Source organism: Clostridium omnivorum (genome assembly GCF_026012015.1).
Classification (GTDB): domain Bacteria; phylum Bacillota; class Clostridia; order Clostridiales; family Clostridiaceae; genus Clostridium_AX; species Clostridium_AX omnivorum.
On the sequence record NZ_BRXR01000001.1, the window covers coordinates 443107 to 464811 of the forward strand.

General features: G+C 31.7%; 22 protein-coding genes. 6 read left to right on the top strand and 16 right to left on the bottom strand.

Annotated elements, in window-relative coordinates; all coding sequences use genetic code 11:
- Positions 1-39 precede the first annotated feature (39 nt).
- On the bottom strand, positions 40-1086 hold the full coding sequence (locus tag bsdE14_RS02000; protein WP_264848255.1) for an FAD:protein FMN transferase: 1047 nt from the start codon (positions 1084-1086) through the stop codon (positions 40-42).
- A 342-nt stretch (positions 1087-1428) separates the two neighbouring features.
- Here bsdE14_RS02000 and gatE point away from each other — a divergent pair, with 342 nt between their 5' ends.
- From gatE to bsdE14_RS02015, 3 genes are all read left to right on the top strand, one after another.
- On the top strand, positions 1429-3399 hold the full coding sequence (gatE, locus tag bsdE14_RS02005; protein WP_264848256.1) for a Glu-tRNA(Gln) amidotransferase subunit GatE: 1971 nt from the start codon (positions 1429-1431) through the stop codon (positions 3397-3399).
- Positions 3389-4771: a Glu-tRNA(Gln) amidotransferase subunit GatD gene (gene gatD / locus bsdE14_RS02010; RefSeq protein ID WP_264848257.1), complete on the top strand. Its 1383-nt coding sequence runs from the start codon at positions 3389-3391 to the stop codon at positions 4769-4771. The genes gatE and gatD overlap by 11 nt, the downstream gene beginning before the upstream one ends.
- Before the next feature lie 102 nt (positions 4772-4873).
- Positions 4874-5062, top strand: a complete 189-nt coding sequence (locus tag bsdE14_RS02015) for a hypothetical protein (protein ID WP_264848259.1) — start codon at positions 4874-4876, stop codon at positions 5060-5062.
- 149 nt (positions 5063-5211) lie between these two features.
- Here the strand turns inward: bsdE14_RS02015 and bsdE14_RS02020 are convergent, their stop codons facing one another.
- The 15 genes from bsdE14_RS02020 to bsdE14_RS02090 form a co-directional block, all read right to left on the bottom strand.
- On the bottom strand, positions 5212-7824 hold the full coding sequence (locus bsdE14_RS02020) for a dynamin family protein (protein WP_264848260.1): 2613 nt from the start codon (positions 7822-7824) through the stop codon (positions 5212-5214).
- A gap of 29 nt (positions 7825-7853) precedes the next feature.
- Positions 7854-8771, bottom strand: coding sequence for a type II secretion system F family protein (locus tag bsdE14_RS02025; RefSeq protein ID WP_264848261.1), 918 nt, complete (start codon positions 8769-8771; stop codon positions 7854-7856).
- A 3-nt stretch (positions 8772-8774) separates the two neighbouring features.
- Complete coding sequence (locus bsdE14_RS02030; RefSeq protein WP_264848262.1) at positions 8775-9746, bottom strand: type II secretion system F family protein; 972 nt, start codon at positions 9744-9746, stop codon at positions 8775-8777.
- A 2-nt stretch (positions 9747-9748) separates the two neighbouring features.
- Positions 9749-11122, bottom strand: coding sequence for a TadA family conjugal transfer-associated ATPase (locus bsdE14_RS02035; RefSeq protein ID WP_264848264.1), 1374 nt, complete (start codon positions 11120-11122; stop codon positions 9749-9751).
- A gap of 20 nt (positions 11123-11142) precedes the next feature.
- Positions 11143-11949, bottom strand: a complete 807-nt coding sequence (locus bsdE14_RS02040) for a CpaE/TadZ family protein (RefSeq protein WP_264848265.1) — start codon at positions 11947-11949, stop codon at positions 11143-11145.
- 28 nt (positions 11950-11977) lie between these two features.
- Positions 11978-12694 (bottom strand): Flp pilus assembly protein CpaB, encoded by a 717-nt coding sequence (gene cpaB, locus bsdE14_RS02045; RefSeq protein ID WP_264848266.1) that lies wholly within the window; start codon positions 12692-12694, stop codon positions 11978-11980.
- 8 nt (positions 12695-12702) lie between these two features.
- Positions 12703-13623 carry a pilus assembly protein TadG-related protein gene (locus tag bsdE14_RS02050; protein ID WP_264848267.1) on the bottom strand — a complete coding sequence of 307 codons (921 nt, stop codon included), beginning with the start codon at positions 13621-13623 and terminating at the stop codon, positions 12703-12705.
- A 12-nt stretch (positions 13624-13635) separates the two neighbouring features.
- Positions 13636-14019 carry a TadE/TadG family type IV pilus assembly protein gene (locus bsdE14_RS02055; RefSeq protein WP_264848269.1) on the bottom strand — a complete coding sequence of 128 codons (384 nt, stop codon included), beginning with the start codon at positions 14017-14019 and terminating at the stop codon, positions 13636-13638.
- On the bottom strand, positions 14016-14534 hold the full coding sequence (locus bsdE14_RS02060; protein ID WP_264848270.1) for an A24 family peptidase: 519 nt from the start codon (positions 14532-14534) through the stop codon (positions 14016-14018). Before bsdE14_RS02060 ends, bsdE14_RS02055 begins: the two co-directional genes overlap by 4 nt.
- An 82-nt stretch (positions 14535-14616) precedes the next feature.
- Positions 14617-14814 carry a Flp family type IVb pilin gene (locus bsdE14_RS02065; RefSeq protein WP_264848272.1) on the bottom strand — a complete coding sequence of 66 codons (198 nt, stop codon included), beginning with the start codon at positions 14812-14814 and terminating at the stop codon, positions 14617-14619.
- Between the two features lie 40 nt (positions 14815-14854).
- Complete coding sequence (locus bsdE14_RS02070) at positions 14855-15052, bottom strand: Flp family type IVb pilin (protein WP_264848273.1); 198 nt, start codon at positions 15050-15052, stop codon at positions 14855-14857.
- Positions 15053-15097: 45 nt separating this feature from the next.
- The gene (locus tag bsdE14_RS02075) at positions 15098-15295 is read right to left on the bottom strand and encodes a Flp family type IVb pilin (protein ID WP_264848274.1); all 198 of its coding nucleotides are present in this window, start codon (positions 15293-15295) and stop codon (positions 15098-15100) included.
- 40 nt (positions 15296-15335) lie between these two features.
- Complete coding sequence (locus bsdE14_RS02080; protein ID WP_264848275.1) at positions 15336-15683, bottom strand: DUF192 domain-containing protein; 348 nt, start codon at positions 15681-15683, stop codon at positions 15336-15338.
- 115 nt (positions 15684-15798) lie between these two features.
- A complete protein-coding gene (locus bsdE14_RS02085; protein ID WP_264848276.1) occupies positions 15799-16467 on the bottom strand; it encodes a response regulator in 669 nt (222 codons plus the stop codon).
- Positions 16448-17629: a sensor histidine kinase gene (locus bsdE14_RS02090; protein WP_264848277.1), complete on the bottom strand. Its 1182-nt coding sequence runs from the start codon at positions 17627-17629 to the stop codon at positions 16448-16450. The genes bsdE14_RS02085 and bsdE14_RS02090 overlap by 20 nt, the downstream gene beginning before the upstream one ends.
- 762 nt (positions 17630-18391) lie before the next feature.
- Between bsdE14_RS02090 and bsdE14_RS02095 the strand changes: the two genes are divergently transcribed.
- The 3 genes from bsdE14_RS02095 (at position 18392) to bsdE14_RS02105 (ending at position 21140) form a co-directional block, all read left to right on the top strand.
- Entirely contained in the window at positions 18392-19120 is a 729-nt protein-coding gene (locus tag bsdE14_RS02095) for a TVP38/TMEM64 family protein (RefSeq protein ID WP_264848278.1), read from the top strand.
- A 10-nt stretch (positions 19121-19130) separates the two neighbouring features.
- Positions 19131-19655 (top strand): CDP-diacylglycerol--serine O-phosphatidyltransferase, encoded by a 525-nt coding sequence (gene pssA / locus bsdE14_RS02100; protein WP_264848279.1) that lies wholly within the window; start codon positions 19131-19133, stop codon positions 19653-19655.
- A gap of 207 nt (positions 19656-19862) precedes the next feature.
- On the top strand, positions 19863-21140 hold the full coding sequence (locus bsdE14_RS02105; RefSeq protein ID WP_264848280.1) for an FAD-dependent oxidoreductase: 1278 nt from the start codon (positions 19863-19865) through the stop codon (positions 21138-21140).
- The last annotated feature ends 565 nt before the right edge of the window (positions 21141-21705 follow it).

The following is a 21705-nucleotide window of genomic DNA, read 5'->3' on the forward strand; positions in this document are numbered from 1 at the left end:
CGAAAGCTCTAAAAAAGCTGAATTACAATACAACACAAATTAATTTGCCATTTTAAACTCCGGACTCAAATCCTCAATTTTAGCATCCCATTTTGAAGATTTATAAAGCTTAAAATCTGTAGTTACAACCATGCAGGAAACACCTTTAAGACTATCAATAGTCTTTAATCCTTTTTCCACCCCACTAACAAAGGTAATCTTTGTTAGAATATCTGCAAGCATATTTGGATTTTCTATACTGCTATCAATTAATACCATGTCACTCATAACCCCTGCATCTGCTGGATATCCTGTAGCTGGATCCAATATATGGTGATAGCGCTTACCATCTTTTATGAAGAATCTCTGATAATCTCCCGATGTAGAAAGTGCAGCTTGATTCATCTTAACTAAACAAATATTACCCTCATTTTTTTCTTTTCTTGGGTTTTGAATTGCAATTGACCACATACTTTTATCAGGCTTTTCTCCTAGTGTATATATAGAGCTTCCGCCAAGGTTTATAATGGCACTCTCAACTCCATATTTTTTAAAAATCTTTACAATTTCATCAGCTGTGAAACCTTTAGCAACACCTCCAAGATCTATAGACATACCTTCTTTCATCAGCTTAACGCTGCTGTCAGCTTCATTAATGCTAATATTATTGTACCCTACAAGAGCTAACCTTTCTTTAATTTCGGAATCCATTGGTACTCTCTCGCTAGTTGTACCAATTCCCCACAGTTTTATAAGCGGACCAACCGTTATATCAAAGGCTCCATTGCTTATCTTTGAGTACTCTAATGAAGTTTTTATAATCTTAATAATCTCAGGATGTACCTTTACGTACTCTTTCCCAGCAGCCTGATTAATTTTGCTAACATCACTGGTACTAATTGTACTGCTTGCCATCCTCTCAATTTCATCTACTCTACTAAAAGCTGCATCTATTGCTTTTTCAGCATTTTTTCCATAGGCTGTTAAATGCATAATAGTGTCCATTTTAGTGGCATACTTATCAATCTTCTCATCTTTTTTCGAACAAGCAGCCATTGGTATGATCAAAGCTATGCACATTATAACAGCTAATATCTTTTTTTTCATTCGTTGCCCTCCCAAATCTAAATTTGTATAAATGTTTATGTAGTAATTATATTCAGTAATAAGATTATATCAATATTTATTTATTAATGCATAACTAATAATAAAAATTCTTCTGGTAATTTTCACATATTAACCTAAAAGTTAAACTTCATAATTATAAATTATAAATCATATATTTCATATAGAGCTAAAATACTATATTTTTTCATAAATTTATAACAAATAGGCTTACTGCATTTCATAAAAGTTTTTAATATTAATTTAAAGTTACATCCATACCTTATAGACATTTTGGTAATGCAAATATAATTTTAAAACATTAATCATGGAGGATTAATAGAAATGGAAAACAATTATATGGAAACTCAAAAGCGCATTGGCTATACCCTTCGAAAACAGACCATGCCTGAGATATATGAAAAATTAGGATTGATGTGTGGTCTTGAAGTTCATCAACAGCTTAAAACTGATAAAAAGCTGTTTTGTCATTGTCCAGCGGGTATCTTTCAAGAAAAAGGTAAATTTCATGCAGAAGTATTAAGACATATGAGACCTACTTTAAGCGAAATGGGTGGATACGACGGTACCGCTCTAATGGAATTTAAAACAAAAAAAACTATCGTATACCATATTGTTAACGAAACCACCTGTACTTATGATGTTGATGACACACCTCCTTTTAAGCTTAACAAACAAGCACTGCAAATTGCATTGGAAATAGCATTGCTTCTTAAAACTAATATTGTTGGAGAACTACATATCACACGTAAACAATATCTGGATGGCAGTATTCCTACTGGCTTCCAACGAACTGGTATAGTAAGCATTGAAGGACAGATACCATTAAAGAACAAACAAGTTCGAATAATTCAGCTTAGCATAGAAGAAGACTCTTGCCGTGAAGTTTCTGATATAGCTCACGTTAGAGTATATACAACAGATAGGTTAGGCATGCCGCTAATAGAGACTGTTACTTATCCAGATATGAAAACTCCTGATGAAGCCGCTGAAGCTGCCCAGTATATACGCTTTTTAAGCCGCAGTACGGGTAAAGTAAGAACGGGAATTGGCGCTGCACGTGAGGACGTCAACGTTAGCATTACTGGAGGCACTAGAGTGGAAATTAAAGGTGTGTCTCGCATTAGCTCTATACCAGAATTAGTACACAATGAAGCCTTTCGCCAAAAGAGTCTCCTAGAAATTAGAAGTGATCTATTGTCTAGAATACCTCAGTGGAAAGAATGGGAAATCAGTTATGTAAATATAAGTTTGGACAATATATCTACATCCTCAAACCAAGTATCTGAAGCATTAAATAAAAACTACAGGTTGGTGGCAGTAAACTTACCTGGCTTTAAAGGTGCCCTCTCATTCTTTACTCAGCCTGGCCGAATGTTTGCAGATGAAATCTCAGATAGATTAAAGGTAATTGCTTGCATTGAAAAGCCTAATATGACACATTCAGAAAGCTTAGATAATGATAGTAAATTTATAAACTTTAAATATATTCGAAAACTGCTTGATGCAGAAAATGAAGATGCTCAAATACTTTTATGGGGTCCTGAGGCTGACATTCCTACAGCTTTAGAAACAATTGAAGAACGCTGCAAAATGGCTTTTATTGGTGTTCCTAAAGAAACTAGAAAATCCTTAGAAAACGGCACTACTATGTTTGAAAGAGTACTTCCAGGAGCTGACAGAATGTATCCTGACACTGATTCAGCACCTATTTCTATTAGTGAGGCCTTAATTAATGAGATGCGCAGTAATCTACCAATTAGTGTTAATGAAAGAATAGCTCAGCTGAAAAGCTGGAATGTGCCACAGGATACTTTTTTCTATCTATTAAGAAACAATCTAGTTCCTCTAATTCAAAGAGTTTCTGATGATTTTCAAATAAGTCCTAAAATTACTTCAACTTTACTTGCTCACAGACTTAAGCACTTACAAGGAAAATTTAATACTACTTTACCTTTTGATTATGAAAAAATATATAAACTTTTTGCATTCATCAAAGAGCAAAATTTAGATTATGATATTGCTTATGATATGCTGCCCATAATGTATAAGCATCCTGAGATGGAGATGTCTTCTATATTAAAAAGCATAAACTTTGCTAAACGCAGCAAAGATAGCATTATTTCACTTATTCCATTTATAAATGATAAATTCAATGAAATAAATACTTCAAAAGACAATAAAGCAAAATTCAGGTGGATGATGAATGAATTACGAAAAATGGCGGTTGGAAACATGCCTCTTAGCGAACTTGCTGATATTATAGCAAAGGGGGAATATAATAATGAACGGTAGCTTAAAGGGTTATAAAGGTAGAGCCTTAGAAATTTTAAAAAGCTTCAATATGCGTGTCTGGAGTGAAGCTGTGATAAAAACTACTCGTGGTGAATTCAAGGGAGTTTTACTTCCACGTTCTGAAAATGATGATGATAAACACATAGTAATCAAGCTGGCAACAGGGTATAATATCGGAATTACTGTTGATACAATTCAGGACATGAAAGAATTTAACTATAAAGAAATTCAATATAAAATTCCTGAAAGAGAATTTCCTACTTCCGAAGAAAAACATAACGTAAAATTGCTTGGTACTGGCGGCACTATAGCATCTCGTCTAGATTATCGTACCGGAGCAGTTATTCCTGCATTTTCACCTGGTGAATTGTATGGTGCAGTTCCTGAACTTGCAGATATATGCAATTTAAGTACTGAGAAACTTTTTGCTGTTTTTTCAGAAAATATGGGACCAGCTCAATATAAAATTCTTGCTCAATCTATTGGAGAAGAGATAAAAAAAGGTACTCATGGCATTATCATAGGCCATGGTACTGACACGATGAGCCATACATCAGCAGCTCTATCTTTTATGGTTCAAAACTCTCCTATTCCCATTGTCATGGTTGGATCACAGCGCTCCTCAGACAGACCCTCTTCTGATGCAGCCTTGAACCTTATTCATGCAGCAAAAACAGCTTCAGATTCGGATATTGCTGAAGTAATGGTATGTATGTTTGGACCAACCTCCGACGAATACGGCTTATTGCACCGCGGTACTCGGGTACGAAAAATGCATTCCTCCTACCGTTCAACCTTTCGTACTATCGGAGACATTCCTCTAGCAATGGTGGATCGCCAGAAAATTACACCACTTCGTACTGATTACAACCACCGCAGAAGTGACCGTAAAGCAACAATAACACCTGTTTTTGAAGAACGTGTATCTCTGCTCTATTATTATCCAAATATGAATCCAGATATTATAGATGCCATGATTGATCTTGGCTACAAAGGAATTGTTATAGCAGGAACCGGTCTTGGACATGTTAATAAGCTGCTCTATCCGGCTATTAAGCGTGCTGCTGAAAAAGGCGTGGCTATATATATGACAGTACAAACACTATGGGGATATGTTAATATGTTCGTCTATGATACAGGCAGAGATTTAATGACTATGGGTATAATACCAGCAGAAAATATGCTTCCAGAAGTTGCTTACATTAAACTAGGCTGGGCACTAGGACAGACTTCAGATTTAGATAAGGTTAAAGAAATAATGCTTACTCCTATTTGCGGGGAAATTACTGAAAGGGAACCCTATAATGGATATCTAATATATCAAGGTGGTATTCCTGAAGTAGAAGAATTCATTAAAAAGTTTCATAAGTAATAAATCTTTTAAGTTATATTTTGTACTATTTATAAAAAGATAATAGTTTATCATAAAAACTTATTATCTGTGCAAAATAACTTAGAAGGTGGTGATTATAGAATGGCTAATAAAAACAATAATTTAAATGGAAACCTAGAGAGCAATAACTCAAATTCTAAACAGCAGAGTAGTTTTTTTAATAGTGTTAGCGAGAGCAAATCTAGCTCTAACAAATATAAAAATGTAGAACCTCTTCCAGAGTCCTCACGCCCAAGACGCGACGGTCCTGGCGGAGAAGATGGAGATTAATTTGTATTAAGCTAAATAAACAAGTGATGATATGTATTGATATCATCACTTGTTTATTTATTCAGGGTTTAATAAGAAGGATTTACCGTAACACTTATACCATAAATATCCAGATATGAAAAATTAGTATGCCTTCAACTAAAATCCATCTATATTTGTTCTCTTCTAATTCCATTCCATATTTCATTAAATTCAGACATCTTTTCCTCAATCTGATCAAAAAATTGCAGCTTTGCATCTAAATAATTCATCTGTTCTTCCACATTCATCTTAGATATTGACAAGTCTTTTAGCATCTCACTAAATATATTCTTGTAAGTACTTGTAAGACTGTCTGCAGCTCTATAAATTTGAGCTTTTAAATCTTCAATGCAATTTAAAGTATTAGCTTCCAAAGCTCCAAATAAATTCATATATTCTCCTTCAACAGAACTTCTTATGGCTTCAATCCAATTGATTTTTATTTCATTAAGCTTCTTACTATCAGTAGAATAAGTACCTACCTTATTTTCTAAAAAATGATTTAAACATTTTTCTAGGAAATTCTCTTTAAAATCTATACTATTTAAAACATCCTCTTTGATATTTACACAATCAATATTTATTGAAGGAATTTTAACAAGAGATTTTCTATTAAAGGCATGATCCACTTTAGGTACTGTAATAACAAAATCCTTCAAATTGTAATTCTTTTTAACCTTTTCACTAAAGGAGTGTACTATTTCTTTTATAGCTTCATCGCATTCTCTAAAATATTTCTCTTTTAAATCAATATCAGAATTTATTCTATTAAGTATATTTCCAATCAATGTATTCAATTCTTCTTCTATCTCAGTATTATTAACGGATAGATCAACACTAAAGCCTTTATTTTTCATTTCCCTCAAATCATCTTTATCCTTCATTCTGAGCCTCATAAAGAATCTATCTATCTTTTCCTCATATACTTCGTTTATTTCATCAATACTTTCATCCCTGGATTCTTTTATTTTTGAAATTAAATTCTCCTGAAGCTCGGTAAAAATTAAATTTTGATTTATCTCCTTATCAATTAAATCAAAGGTATCCATCATTTTTTGAAGCATACATTCAATTTCTTCAATTTCTTCCTGCTTTTCAATTTTAGCATCAATTATACTTTTTACTAAATCAAGGTTCTTAAGCCTTACAAACAGTTCATCAATACTCCAAATGATTGAAGAATATAATTCTGTATTTGCCTTCTGAATAGCCACATAGGTTGTATAATCCATTAATTTGGGTATCCCGCTTCTCTCTCTTAGCGTATTAAGACTTACGTCATTAAGCCCTTGAAAACACTCAAGTTTTTCTAGTTGATCATCAACAAAGCTCAAAACTGTCATTTGATTTTTTCCTATATATTTTCTCTTTAATTTTTTTAGTCTTTGTCTTAATTCATCACCAGAAAGTTGTGAAATTCTCTTAGTTTCACCTAGGTATTTTAATTCCATACTATCGATTTGAGATACCTTCAAAATATCAAAATATGATCTAGCTGATATTCCAAGTACTATAAAACCATTATAACCTAGGCCATTTAATTTACACCTTAAGTAGTCTAAAAATCTGACTACTGATTTATTTTCACATTCGCTCATATACATTTCATCCAGCTTGTTTACTACCACAACTAATGAATAAAACTTATCATGTTTTTCAAATTGAGTTTTAATATCCCTGAAAAACTCTTCTTCATCAGTAGTTAGATAGTTTGAATAATTAACTAAGAAAATTACAACATCTGATTTCTCTATCCACTTATATGCCTTTTTCTTATGCATATTTATTCCTTCACTAGAATTATTAGCCCCTGCATAGTTAGGTCCAGGAGTATCAATAATAGTAAAGGTAGCAAAATCACTGCTGTCTTTTACATAGTGAATTTCCATGTCATCAATTGCACTTTCTTCTTCTGAACTATTTTGAGCTTTCTTAAATTCATTAAAGGTATATTTGTAAATTTCCTCTGGTGAATCAAAATATAGATCCTCATTGCCGTATAATAAGCGAATTTGACCATTTGTACTCTTTTTATATATACAAGTATTTGGAGTAGGAAGCTCTAGACTTGTAGGGGCATATTGCTCACCAAGAAATGAATTAACTACAACACTCTTCCCCGATTTTTTTGTTGCCATAACTGAAATATTTAAATTTCTTTCTTTTGCATTATCAAGATTAATTTTTATATTATTTAATATGCTTACTATATTTTCCTTTTCCTTAGAAAGTTCATCAATTACTTCTATTTCATTTATTAAATCCTGTGCTTTAATAATTGATTTCCTCAATTTATAAAACCCAGTTTTAAACGCATTTACTCTAGCTCTTTCACCTTTTTCCTTTTTCATAGTCACTTCAATGTCTAAGTTTAAATAATTAAGAGCTTGAATAACGTCACTTAAAAAGTTTTTATCTTCTGTATCAATAATGATTTGGTGAATATCAAGGTCATATTCATTAAGCTCTTCAAGCAATTCACTAAAGTATAAAATATTATCCTTTTCAATAATATTAGTTTCTAGATTTCTTATTTTAACATTAATGTTATTAAACTCTATTTCTTTTGCTGCTCTTAGAATATATAGATAACATTCGTCTATAGTAAGTTCTTCAATAAACCTATACAGCTCCTTATTCTTATCTATTATAAAAATAGGGTTGTCAAATGAATACCCTTCTAAAACACTTTGAATATATACTGAATCAGATTTTTCTCCATTTATCTTAATTACCTTCATAACTAAGCCCCCTATCTTAAAATTTTATTCTACTTACCAAGCCCATTAATTAACTCTATTGCAACTGGTCCAAGCAATACAATGAACAAACTAGGGAATATGAAAAATACCAAAGGAAACAAAATTTTAATAGGTACTTTCATAGCAGCCTCTTCAGCTCTTTGTCTTCTTTTATCTCTTTCTTCCTGAGATTTAATCCTAAAAATCTGTACCATACTCATTCCTAACTTTTCCCCTTGAAGTATACTATTGATTAAAGATACAAATGATGGGAAACTTAATCTTTCCTTTAGTCCAATAAATGAATCTCTTCTTGCTTTTCCAAGCCTTATTTCTTCAAGGCATATATGGAATTCTGAAGCTAATACACCATTACTTTTAGAAATAACCTTATTCAAAGCTAAATCAAATCCAAGACCTGCCTCAAGACTTACTGTAAGAAGATCTAAAAAATCCGGAAGTTCCTTAAGCGCCGTTTCATATCTTCTTTTTATTTTTAAATTAATAAAAAGATGTGGTAAAAAGATACCCATTACTATGCAAGCAGATATAAGAATAATAATAGCTAAAGGCTTTATTCCAATTAATTCGCCAATTATACCCATTGATACAGGAAAGCTTATTCTAAATAGAATTAGATAAAATTGAGATTCTGCGCTTGTTATATTCCATGGATTTCCCATTTTAAGCAAAGATTTTTCTAATTTTTCTTCCTTTTTAGTAGAAAGTTTCTTTGTATAATAATCACTGCCTTTTTTTCTAAAAAAGCTTATTTTCTTTTTTATATTTTCCTCGCTTTTTTTTATATCTATATTTACATTTGGCTTAGCTTCACCTACATAGTCTTTATATCTTCTTTTTATTTTCTTTTCGCCTTCACGGGAAAATGAATAAATAAATAAGCAGATAAATATTAATGTTACTACAAAGGAAATTTCAAGCAGCATACTTTACACCTCGATTTTAGAAAGTTTATTTATCATTATAAATCCTATTATCATAAAGAAGGCTCCTATTCCTAAGGCTATTTTACCAAATAAATTTTTGGTAAAGGGAGCCATATACTCTGGATTAATTAAAGATAATACTACAAAAAGTGCTATAGGAAGAAAGCCTACTACTTTTCCTGATAATTTTCCTTGAGCTGACAAGGATTGAACATGTCTTTCTACCTCATTTCTCTCTCTAATAGTTTTTACTATTATCTCTAGAATCATTGAAAGATTTCCACCAACCTGCCTTTGGATTAAAATAGCCTGTATCATTATATCCAAATCACTACTAGGCATTCTTGTTTTTAAATTGTTTAAAGCATCTTCCATAGTTATTCCATAATTCATTTCCTTTAAAAAATCTGTAATCTCTTCCTTCACTGGAGACTCGCATTCCTCTGCAACTGTCTTCATAGCTTGGGCAAAACTTAATCCAGCCTTCAAGGAACCAACTATTGTCATAATCATATCTGGTAGAGCTTCATTAAATTCTTTTATTCTTTTCTTTCGTTTACCGCTTAACCAATACCTAGGTATTATATATCCTACGACCACACCTGGAATTACGAATATAAAATTCTTTAACAGCAAGGCTGATGCAACTCCAAGAAATACCATTGAAATTATAACTAACACAATGTACTCCTCGATATCCATTTGGATTCCTGAACTTCTAAGTATCTGCTGAAGCTTTTCACTTGTTTCTTCTGAGGTTTTGGCCCTTATAAATTGATAAATATTTTTTAAATCTACAAACTTTATCTGCTCTTTGTTTGTTTTACTCTTGGATTTCTTATACTTTTCATTTATGTCAAGATAGTATTTTACTCTTTTTTCTAATTTCTTATCTTGTAGAATAAAAATATATAAAATTCCAAAAACTAGCATAAAACTGCATAAAAAATATAATAAAAGGATTATATCTTTCACTATTACCACTCCTCTACATTAAATATAGTTGGTGGCACCACTATACCTGAAGTTTCTAGGCGCTCATAAAATTTTGGTCTTATACCAGTAGGAGTCATTTTACCAATTACTTTTCCTGCTTTATCTATACCAGTTTGGTTAAAGGTAAATATATCTTGAAGTACAATAACCTCCCCTTCTAAGTCTTGAACTTCAGTAATATTAATTATCTTTCTTGTACCATCTTTAAGTCTTGACTGTTGAACTATTAAATCTATACCTCCTGCTATCTGCTGACGAATAGCCTTAATTGGAAGCTCAAGTCCTGCCATTAAAACCATAGTTTCAAGACGAGAAATCATATCCCTTGGGCTATTTGCATGGCCTGTTGTAATAGAACCATCATGGCCTGTATTCATTGCCTGCAGCATGTCCAATGCTTCTCCGCCACGGACCTCACCTATTACTATTCTATCAGGCCTCATTCTAAGAGAATTTTTTACAAGATCTCTTATTGAAATAGCTCCTTTGCCCTCCACATTGGCCTGCCTAGATTCTAAGGAAATAACGTGCTGCTGTGATAATTGTAGTTCTGCTGCATCTTCTATTGTTACTATTCGTTCGTCATCGGGTATAAAAGCCGAAAGTACATTTAAAGTGGTTGTCTTTCCAGAACCTGTACCACCGCTTATTAATACGTTGAGCCTTGCTTTTACACAAGCATCCAAAAACTGAGCCATATCTGCGGATATGGTGCCAAATTCAATTAAATTCCGAATAGTGTATGGGTCTTTAGCAAATTTTCTTATTGTAATTGTTGGCCCATTTAGTGCAAGAGGGGGAATTATTATATTAACTCTAGACCCATCGGGTAATCTTGCATCAACCATTGGACTGCTTTCATCTATTCTTCTTCCAAGTGGTGATACAATCTTATCAACTACATTCATTATCTGATCCTTATCTCTAAACTTCACATCTGTAAGGACAATTTTCCCGCCTTTTTCAACATATACCATATTGGGTCCATTAACCATAACTTCTGTAATATCTGGATCTAATAGAAGAGGGTTTATTGGTCCAAATCCAGTAACGTCATTTATTAGTTCTTCTACTACTTTTTTTGTATCAACTGTTTCAAAGGAATTATCTTCAGTTTCTATTATCTTCTGCGCAATGGAATCTATTTTAGGGATTATGTTTCCAACATCACTCTCATTTTTAGCTTCATTTATAATTATTTTTTGTAGCTTTAATTTATATTCCTGCTCTTTACTTAATACCTTTACAGAAGCTTTATTAGCTTCACTAGAAACAATTGACTTACTTTCAGAATTCACTTGCTTCTTCTCATCCTCTATTTTATTAATGGTGTTAATTTTATCAAGTAAGCTCATATTATCTCTCCTTCTTGAACTTATCGTGCCAAGATTCCCATTAATCCGCTCTTTCTTTTTCTTCTTCTTCTTGATTGAGAACTATCCATATTAAATTCCTTGGAAATGGATATTATATCAGAGGTTATCTTTTCCTTTGGCTTGCTAATTACGAAGGGAATACCAATATTAAGGGATTTGGTAACCACCTTAAAATTATTCATTACGTAAATAATATCATTAGTCTCAAGTATGTCTGGGACTTGGGATGCCTTTGTTAAGGTTTCGGTATCTGATCTATTTACTACAACTCTTAGTTTGCTTTCCATATTTAATTTTTCAAAAGTCTTAAGCATTGTTTTTGTATTTCTTAGAGCAGAAAGTTCTAAATCCGTAACTATAAAGACTAGGTCAGCCATCTCTATGAAATTTAAGCTTATTTCTGAAATTCCTGTAGTAAGATCCACAATCAAATATTCATTATCTTCACGCAGCTTGTCGCATATTACAGGAATCATGTCAGGAGTTATCAAGTCAGCCAGTTCCGGCTTTAAAGGTGCAGAAAGTACCTTTAATCCGCTGTCATGATTATAAAGGTAATCTGAAATCTTTATTTCTTCTAATTCTTCTCCCTTTTGTGCCAAATCACTAATTGTGTACCTTGGCTGTATGTCAAGAGCAAGATTTACGTCTCCAAACTGAAAGCTGCCATCTATAATACAGGTAGAAAAGCCTTTGGAGGCAAGTGCTGCTGCAACGTTAACTGAAATTACAGTTTTACCTACACCCCCTTTACTACTTACAAAAATTGCCATTCTGCCTAGTTTTTTATCAATTTCCTCTTTCATATTGCGGGCTCCTCCTGGTATTTTCTTATTATTGCTTCTTTTCAAATTTGCTTCTTAAAACAAACTTCAAATTTCCTCTCTCATCAGCGTTATCTATAACTTTTATTTGGTCAGGATTCAATTCTAAGGTTATTGAACTATATTCAGCTTGAGCTGGATTTGCTGCCTCTTGAGCCCCTTTAGCCGCATTTTTAGCACCTTCTACTACTGTATTATTCGAGGACTCTACCATTCTTTTGCCAACTGCTAAAACTTTTACATTCTCTAAAAGGGTCTGTGTATTTATTGTTCCCCCTTGAGTTTTTTCATTAAATAATATATCTACACAATCATCTGGTTCTATAAGAGTAGAAACAGATTCTACAAAATTTGCTTCAATAGAAATTGCTCTGAATCCTTCTTTAACCTTTCTTGATAAAAATTCCTTTTCATTTGCTTGATTTGAAAATCTGTCTGCAAAAAGCTCTTCTCCTGCCTTCATATCCATAAGTGCATAGCTGCCATCGATGTCTTTTGTACTTTTAACTGCCTCAGGCAGAATTGAATTTGCACTATAGGCTTTAATTTCCAGCATATCACTTGTAATTTTCTGACCCTTTTTTGCATTCTGTTTTAATACAACCACCTTAACCAAATTCTTATCATTTTTATACTTATTATCTAAGTTCTTAACGTAGTTGCTAAATAAAACTGTAGTAATAATAGCAAATACCAATGCTACAATTAATATAATTTTTGATTTCACATTACCACCTACTCCACTAATTTTATTGCGTATGCTCCTTTGTCCAAAACATTACTGTTTCCATATCCTGTGCCAGTTTTTCTTATAAAATATCCTTTTACTGTTGAATCACTTGAACTCATAGGCTGTGTTAAGTAAAAGAAAGCAAAGCCATCAATTTTAATTGACTTTAACTGATTTGTTGAAACTTGATATGGTTCATAAACTAAGATAGCAACTATTCTAGGGTCATCCCTATGGTCCTCTGCATACTCAGTATAAGGCGAATTATCTATTCTATAGTTGACACCTTTAATGGTTTTCTGTTCAACATTACCTGTTTGTGTATCAATAATATCACCAGCTTTAAGGCTATCATTGTAACCATACTTTAGAGCATCCTCATAGAGCCTTCCACCTGTACCAGCAAGAGCCATTATACCAAAATTACCAGTTGATGAATCTCCTGCGTCTACCTTTAAGGTATACTCCTTCATAAATTCGAATTGTGTATCCTTACTTATACCAAAAGGTACAGCTCCTTTAGTTTCAGCCATTGGAAAAATTGCAGCAGAAGAAGCAACCTGTACAGGGGTATATTTAATGCCAAATATTTTCATAAAGTACATTGGCACATTCTTTTCAAGCGTAACAGTAATTTTGTTTTCATTATTGGGTTTAATAAGTAATTGTTTTAAGCTGCTCTCTTCTTTGTTTTCTGTAAGTATTTCATTTACCACATTTGTAATTCTGCTGGCACTTTCAGTAAGTTCCTGAGCCCCTGATAAAGCAGCTGCATTTGCAGTTTTTCTAAGATCAATCTTACTTAAAAATAGCCTTCCACCATCAATTGCTAAGCCTGTCATAAAAATAATAATTACGAAGGTTATTGCAAACCATACTAAACCTGCTCCGCTCTCTTCTTTATATAATTTAAATTTTTTTATCAACCTACTCACTTCCTATTCAATACGTATTGTTGATTGGGCTTTTGCCTTAAAGGGTGAGGAAAAAAAGAGTTTTGCTAGGGGAGTTATATATTTTAAATCAACACTTAATTTAACTGTTACATTAGTCCCGGATTTTCTTTCTGAAGCATTATATGGATCCATACTTACATTAAGAGTAGCAGCTGAATTTGAATCAAGCTTACTATAGGCATAATTAGTTATTTGGGTTTCTCCTCCTCCAAAACTAGCAATTCGTGCGGACTCCTGACATATCAAATTTAATCTACACTCTGCATATATAATTCTTCCTGTATCAATAATCATGCATAAAAATATTATTAGTATTGGTATTATTAATGCAGTTTCTACAAGCGCTTGTCCTTTCTTCTTTTTCATATAATAATTGCCCCCTTCAAGAAAAGACTTATAATGGCACCTCCAGCTATTGCTACGCTGTAAGGAAATTTTTTTATAAAGGGTGTTGTTGAAAATACTACTTTATAATGATGTCCAGTAAGTAGTCCATATAAAAAATAAATAAAACTTTTAAAAAAGTTTATTGTTTCTTTATGAAAAATAATTATTATAAGTGCAATTGCCCCGCCTATTATACACATATATAAGGCTGTATTAATGGCAAAAATACCACCTTTTAAAGCGCCAATCAGTGCTAAAAGTTTTACATCACCTGCTCCAAAACCGCCTAATATAAATGGTATAATTAAAATTCCAATGCCAGTGGCAAATCCAATAACAGATACTTTCAATCCAGAAAACCCATTAAGAATTAAATGAAGTAGAAGTACAGAAAATAATACTGGAAAAATAATTTTATTATATATTTTTCTAACCTTTAAGTCCGTTATGCAGCATATAACTAAAGTCATAATAAGAAGGATATCAAATATCACACTCTAACCTCCTATTTTAAAGGCTCTACACAATGCAGAGCCTTATTATCTAAGAAAATTCCTATTTATTTTTTTGTTATTATTATGGAGTTGGTGTAGTTCCTGTTTGTATAGCATTTCCTAAGTTATTTTGAATATTAGTCCAAGCTGCTTTGAGCTGACCACTGAAAGCTGTTATAAGAGCTATACAGCCTATTGCTATAACTCCTAATACAAGTGCGTATTCAGTCATACCTTGTCCTTCTTCTTCAATCATTAATCTTTTAACTGTGTTTAACATAATCTTTATCCTCCTATTTTTTATTTTAGTATTATTGAGCTTATGGTGTAGTTGCAGTGTTGGTTTCTACTGCACTACCTAAGTTATTTTTAATATTGGTCCATGCTGTTTTAACTTGTCCACTGAAAGCAGTGATAAGTGCTATGGTTCCTATTGCAATAACTCCCAATACTAGTGCATATTCAGTCATACCTTGTCCTTCTTCTTCAGTTAATAATCTGCTAACTAGATTAAACATAATAAATTCCCTCCTAAAAATATATTAAATTTTAGTTTTAATCACTTAGGGAACAGGGGCAGTGGCATTGACCACTGAGGTTCCTAGTCCATTTGTTCTATTAGTCCAAGCTGTTTGTATACTCCCACTGAAAGTTGAAATAAGTGCTATCGTCGCTATTATAATAACTCCTAATGCCAGTGCATACTCAGTCACCCCTTGTGCTCTTTCTTCAGTTATAAATCTCTTTATAAAATCGAGCATCAATTCACCCCCTTATTTTATTTATTGAGTTATTACTTGTTTAACAAATTATAACAGCTTGCCCAACTTTTAAGTTGGATTTTGAAATTTTACCACCTTGCAGTTCAACTACTGCCACTGCATCCTTAACCTTTTTTCCTATTTTCCCTGGCTTCATATTTTCATTAATTTCTATGATTACACTGTTTTTGTCTAAATAGAGAACATCGATATTATAATTCATGAAAAAAGTATGTATTTGATTACAGTGATTTATATACATAGATGTATCTGAAGAAAGCTCCTTAGTAAACATCAAACCTTTTAGTCTTTTTAAGAAGTTATTGGCAACAATTACATTTTTACATATATCTTCATTTTTTGTTATATTTTTAATCATATGTTTCATTTTACCTCCCCAACAATTCTATTATAAATTCCATTAATCAAACTTAATAGACTGCATTAGTCATATTTTTCCCAAATTTAGTCATAAAAAAATAGGGACTAAAGTCCCTATTTTTTTATGATACTGAATTATAATAACTTTCTATTCTATTTTCTAGTGCAAATATTGTAGCTTTAACTCGATCATCAGTATTAATTTTCTTAAAAATGTTAGATACGTAGTTTTTAACAGTTTTTTCTGACAAATATAACTGTTGACCTATTTCCTTATTACTTAAACCTTTTGAAAGCTTTATTAAAATTTCCATTTCTCGCTTTGTTAAAGAATCTATAATATTTTGAACTCCTTTGTCTTTCTTTTTTATTTGTGAAAAAAGTAAAGAAACTAAAGTTTTATCAATATACTTTTCACCACCATATACAGTCCTTATGGCATTTACTATCTCTATACCACTTGATTCCTTAAGAACATATCCATCAGCCCCCATTTCGATTGCTTGATTTAATGTTCTTCTATCATTTTCAATTGTAAGAATAATTACTTTAATATCTTTTCCCTCTTCTTTTAGCATTTTCATAACCTCAATGCCATTAATTTTAGGCATATTAAAATCCAGCACCATAACATCGACTTTATTTTTCTTAGATATCCCTATTGCTTCTTCACCGTCACGAGCTTCTCCAACCAGTTTTAAATCATCTTCCAAACTCATAAGCTTTTTGAGTCCTTCTCTAATTAACTCATGGTCATCGGCTATTAATACACTAATCTCTGCTGCTTTCATCCTTTATCACCTCTCTATTAATTGGAAGCTTAATAATACAAATAGTTCCGCTCCCAAGTGAAGATTTTATTTTTAGCTCGCCTTGGAGCTGATATACTCTATCATGAATTCCAATAAGTCCAAAGGATTCAGCATTGCATCTAACTTTCTTTAAGGTTTCTTTTACATCAAAACCTATTCCATCATCTGAAATAATAAGTATTAAATATTTTGTTCCAAAATCCAATTTTACTTTTGCATGCATTGCATACGAATGTTTCTTAATATTATTAAAGACTTCCTGAACTATTCTATAAACAGCTACTTGAATAATTGGTTCAATTTCTTTTTTTACAGGCTTTAATGTAAATTCAACTTCAATCTTTGTATCCTTAAGAATTGTAACTACTGTATCATTAATTGTCTGATTTAATCCTACCTCTTCTAACAGCATAGGTCTTAAGTCATAAATTATATTTCTAACTTCTTTCAGAGCTGCCTTAACCGCTGTTTTTAAATCTGAAAGCTCATTAAGTGCCTTTTCTATATCCATATTAATAAACTTTTCGCATATATCTACTTTCATTACTACATTTGCCATATGCTGTGCTGGTCCATCATGAATATCTTTTGCTATTCTTTTTCTTTCATTTTCCTGAGCCTCAAGTATTTTAATTCCCATATACATTTCTGAACTTTTATCCGAGTTTTCTATAACAGGTAATAGATCACCTTCTAAATATCCTAGTGCAATGCTTACTTGATTAACTACCTTTTCTGCTTGATTTATATTTTCAAGAGACTTTTTAAAAGCAATTTCTAAGCTTGTCCTTTTCTCTCTTAAATTTTTTTCTTCATTTTGCTTTCCAAAATATTTAATTCTTACTTCAGATGCCTCCTCATAAGCATGTTTAATATCAAGCTCAGTATATTTATCAAAGTTTGCTGATACTTCTGCTAATCTCTGCCTCATTGCTACATCCTCAAGCCCAAGCTTATCAACCTCATTTATTACAAGGCTCATATTACTTTTAACTTCAACCAATTCAGCTTTTAATTTTTCATGTTCTTTTCTTAAAGTATCTACAATTTCAACAATTATTTTCCTGCTAGAACTTATTTCTCCTATTATTTTTTTTGTAATTTTATTGATGGAATCAATATGAAAATCTTCACTTTTCACTTTATCACCCTTAATTAATTTAATATATGATACAAATGCAATGGTTTTCAAATAAAAGAAAAATGTTTAATTTCTCGTTTATTTGAAGTAACTAACAAAAAAAATTATATACAAAAATGACAAAAAACAAAGTCTATGTATTTATTACTAACCTCATTAATCTCACCTTCCATTTATATAGTTTTTTGTGTTGTATTAGAGCTTTCTTCATCAGCTAGATGACAGTATAATTTCAGCGAAAACTTCCTGAAATTCTTATTGTTGTTGCGTAGTTTTAGGTATTTTATCATTTCTTTGTGCTATAAGAATGTTCATTGTTGAGGTGGGCTTTTTGGAAACATATAAGAATTATAATACTACTTATTTAGGTTTTGTCCAAATATAATCTTTACATTAGTCATTGTTTTTATTATATGTATATTAATATCTTGTACATTTTAATAATCAATATTGATATAAGCTAAAGCCTTCCTAACCCCTCCTAGGAGTCAATTCATATTTATAGTATATATGTTAAGGTATCACTATTATAGTTTAAATCACCTCATTAAATTTTACAATCTATTTTCACTAACCTTCTTACACTGCTAATCTTAACCTTAGCCTCCATAAAAATCAGCAAGTTATAGATAAGGGTAGATTTGGATGGAGATTATTAGGATAATGATTTAAGATTTTTATAAGATTTTAAGTGCGAAATTATTAAGATTTTCCTGATAAACTATCATTTGAGAACAACAAAGTAGAAAGGATTGTACAACTATGAATAAATCTAAAATTTCTTTAATTTGTAAAATACTAATAGCTTTACTTGGCGTTTTAACAGTTATATTAATCATAAAATATTTACCAAATATCCTTGCAGTTACTGTATCCCTTGATAAATTTAGGAATTATATAATTTCACTAGGCAGTTTTGGATCTGTTGCTTTCATTTCCTTCCAAATACTTCAGACAATTATTGCTCCAATTCCTGGAGAGGTAATTCAAGTTGCTGGTGGATATATTTACGGCACGACTTTGGGTGTGATTTTTTCAACAATAGGACTACTGGTTGGAGCTGTTATTGCCTTTTATTTTACTAGGTTTATAGGCGCCTCTTTTATAGAAAGGCTAATGACTAAGAAAAATGCTAAATGGATGGTAGATATTATGAAAAGCAAAAAATTTTCTGCTATACTATTTATTATTTTTCTAATTCCTGGACTACCAAAAGATTTTTTAATATATATTGCAGGATTAACACCTATAAAAGCACTAAAGTTTTTTCAAATTTTACTCCTTAGTAGAATTCCATGGCTTTTTGTATCTGCAAGTATTGGATCCAATCTTCATTGTGGTAATTATATATCAACAATAATTATATCAATAATATCCTTAGTATCATTTGTTTTAGGATTGCTTTACAAAGACAAGCTTATAAATAAGCTTTCATGTAATAAAAACCTTAAAGAATCCTTTAAAATTAATCAATTTAACTCAGTTAACTAGGAGTGATTATATGTTAAAATCATATGCAGCAAATTTATTTACATTTATCAATCTGTCCTTAGGAATTATTTCAATACTTGAAACTTTTAAGCAGAATTACTTTTTAGCTGCTATATTCATAATTACCGCAGCTTTAATAGATAGATACGATGGTAGAATTGCTAGATTCTTTGATATATCTAGTCTTTTAGGAAAGGAGTTAGATTCCTTAGCTGATCTAATATCCTTCGGAGTGGCTCCAGCTATTTTAGTATTTATTAAATACAACTTTCTTAATTTAGGTTATATAGGACTGCTTTCTAGTTGTATTCTATTGTCATATATTATGAGTGGCTCTTACAGACTGGCAAAATATAACTCCAGCCAATTTGATGGTACTTTTACCGGAGTGCCTATAACTGTATCTGGTTTTATTATTGCATTATTTTCATTAGCTTTACATAGAACTAGTACTTATTCTATACTTATAACGGTTGTTCTATTTGCACTTCTTTCTTATCTTATGATTTCAAAACTTAAATTTAAAAAAATATAATATAATTTTTAATAGATTTATTTTAAAGTCTATAAGAGCTTCGAACCTACTACTTCTGTCATAAATTCAATTAATGCAAATGCTCTGTCTAGCGCTCTTAACCATTTTCTTTAGAATTAGTTTAATTTAAATCCGAATAATTTGGTATCAAATTTTATATTAGTAAATATTGTAATATTAGTAAGCATTAGTAAGGAAGGTATTATTATGAAAGTCATAATTATTGGTGGGGGTTGGTCTGGCTGCGCTGCCGCAATTACTGCAAAAAAAGCTGGAGCGGATGTAATCTTATATGAAAAAACAGACTTACTTTTAGGTCTTGGAAACGTAGGAGGAATATTTAGAAATAATGGCAGATATACTGCAGCAGAAGAATTAATTAACCTAGGTGCAGGAGACTTAATTCATTTAATGGATTATAATGCTAGACATAAAAATATAAACTTTCCTGCACACAATCATGCATCCCTTTATGATGTAACTAAGGTTGAACCAGCTGTAAGAAAGCACTTAGTAGATTTAGGTATAGAATTAAACCTAATTAGCAGGGTTGCTACAATTGAAAAAGATGATAATAAGATCAAGTACTTAAAACTTCAAGATGGTAGTTTGGTAGAAGGAGATGTGTTTATAGATGCTACTGGTTCTACAGGTGCTATGGATAATTGCTCAAAGTATGGTAATGGCTGTGTAATGTGTATTCTAAGATGTCCCACCTTTGGTTCGAGAGTAAGTATTAGCGCTAAAGCTGGAGTAAAAGATTTATTTTCCATACGTGAAGATGAAACTCCTGGCGCTTTTAGTGGATCTTGCGAGATTCCAAAAGATAGTTTATCCGATGATATTGTTAGTGAACTAGATAAAAAAGGTGTAGTTGTTCTAAAGATTCCTTCAGAGGACATAAATCCTCACAAGCTTAAACTTAAGGTTTGCCAGCAATATGCTCTTGATCAATTTGCAGAAAACCTTGTATTACTTGATACTGGTCACATAAAGCTCATGACTCCTTTCTATCCTATTGATAAACTTAGAAAAATTCATGGATTAGAAAAGGTTAGATTTATGGATCCCTATTCTGGTGGTAAGGGTAATTCTATAAGATATCTAGCTGCAGCTCCAAGAACTAATGATCTAAAAGTAATAGGCGTGGATAACTTATTCTGTGCTGGTGAAAAATCGGGTTTCTTCATTGGCCACACGGAAGCAATTTGTACTGGTTCTTTAGCCGGCCATAATTCTGTTAGATTTTTACTCAATATGCCTTTATTAACTTTGCCAAATTCAACGACTATTGGCGACATTATTTATTATTCTAATTACAGATTAACAACGCCTGATGGGAGGAAGATTAGACATACTTTTTCTGGAGCAGAGTATTTCAAAAGAATGAAAAGTTTAGGGCTTTATTCAACTGATAATGAAGAAATTAAGAATAGAATTGAAACTTTAGGGTTAATTGATGTTTTTGCGAAAAAACTAGGATAGAATATTATAAAATCGATGAAAGTTCCACATGGCGGATGCGGAGTTATCAGCGAGATTAATACAATCATTGATTGCAAAGGGGTTTCTGTTAAAAGTTGTGCGTACCTGTATTGATATATTTCCACATACTATCTGTTGTGTCTGCGGGAACATATTAACAATATTCTTCAAAATCAAAATGTAAACCCTTGTGCATTTTTGAAAATTTCATATTATATTTAAGTGTTTTTGCTGATTTTTCCAAATACATTTTTTACTCTAAAATACTAAAAGCCACTGAAATCAGTGGCTTTCCCATTGTATCAATATTATAGTTTATATATGGTGGAGGCGAAGCGTGACCTTTGAAATCCACTACTTCATTAATATTTATTTTTAATTAATTATATCCTCTATAGATATGCCTGGATGAGTATATCTTCTATAATCAGGCGATAATTCGCCATTTTGGATAGCAGTTTGTGGGCACCAATGTAAGCAAGCAAGTGCTTTTTTACATGTGCTTTATTTATAGTTTTTTCATAATGAATCTAAGATAAGATTTACACATATTAAATTAAATCCA

Excerpts from the sequence above, each read along its gene's own strand:
- bsdE14_RS02020 (WP_264848260.1), bottom strand. The coding sequence starts at position 7,824 with ATGAAGGTAATTAAGATAAATGGAGAAAAATCTGATTCAGTATATATT.
- bsdE14_RS02015 (WP_264848259.1), top strand. The coding sequence starts at position 4,874 with ATGGCTAATAAAAACAATAATTTAAATGGAAACCTAGAGAGCAATAAC.
- pssA (WP_264848279.1), top strand. The coding sequence starts at position 19,131 with ATGTTAAAATCATATGCAGCAAATTTATTTACATTTATCAATCTGTCC.
- bsdE14_RS02075 (WP_264848274.1), bottom strand. The coding sequence starts at position 15,295 with ATGCTCGATTTTATAAAGAGATTTATAACTGAAGAAAGAGCACAAGGG.
- bsdE14_RS02070 (WP_264848273.1), bottom strand. The coding sequence starts at position 15,052 with ATGTTTAATCTAGTTAGCAGATTATTAACTGAAGAAGAAGGACAAGGT.
- bsdE14_RS02000 (WP_264848255.1), bottom strand. The coding sequence starts at position 1,086 with ATGAAAAAAAAGATATTAGCTGTTATAATGTGCATAGCTTTGATCATA.
- gatD (WP_264848257.1), top strand. The coding sequence starts at position 3,389 with ATGAACGGTAGCTTAAAGGGTTATAAAGGTAGAGCCTTAGAAATTTTA.
- bsdE14_RS02065 (WP_264848272.1), bottom strand. The coding sequence starts at position 14,814 with ATGTTAAACACAGTTAAAAGATTAATGATTGAAGAAGAAGGACAAGGT.
- bsdE14_RS02035 (WP_264848264.1), bottom strand. The coding sequence starts at position 11,122 with ATGAGCTTACTTGATAAAATTAACACCATTAATAAAATAGAGGATGAG.
- bsdE14_RS02085 (WP_264848276.1), bottom strand. The coding sequence starts at position 16,467 with ATGAAAGCAGCAGAGATTAGTGTATTAATAGCCGATGACCATGAGTTA.
- bsdE14_RS02025 (WP_264848261.1), bottom strand. The coding sequence starts at position 8,771 with ATGCTGCTTGAAATTTCCTTTGTAGTAACATTAATATTTATCTGCTTA.
- gatE (WP_264848256.1), top strand. The coding sequence starts at position 1,429 with ATGGAAAACAATTATATGGAAACTCAAAAGCGCATTGGCTATACCCTT.
- bsdE14_RS02040 (WP_264848265.1), bottom strand. The coding sequence starts at position 11,949 with ATGAAAGAGGAAATTGATAAAAAACTAGGCAGAATGGCAATTTTTGTA.
- bsdE14_RS02080 (WP_264848275.1), bottom strand. The coding sequence starts at position 15,683 with ATGAAACATATGATTAAAAATATAACAAAAAATGAAGATATATGTAAA.
- bsdE14_RS02055 (WP_264848269.1), bottom strand. The coding sequence starts at position 14,019 with ATGAAAAAGAAGAAAGGACAAGCGCTTGTAGAAACTGCATTAATAATA.
- bsdE14_RS02095 (WP_264848278.1), top strand. The coding sequence starts at position 18,392 with ATGAATAAATCTAAAATTTCTTTAATTTGTAAAATACTAATAGCTTTA.
- bsdE14_RS02105 (WP_264848280.1), top strand. The coding sequence starts at position 19,863 with ATGAAAGTCATAATTATTGGTGGGGGTTGGTCTGGCTGCGCTGCCGCA.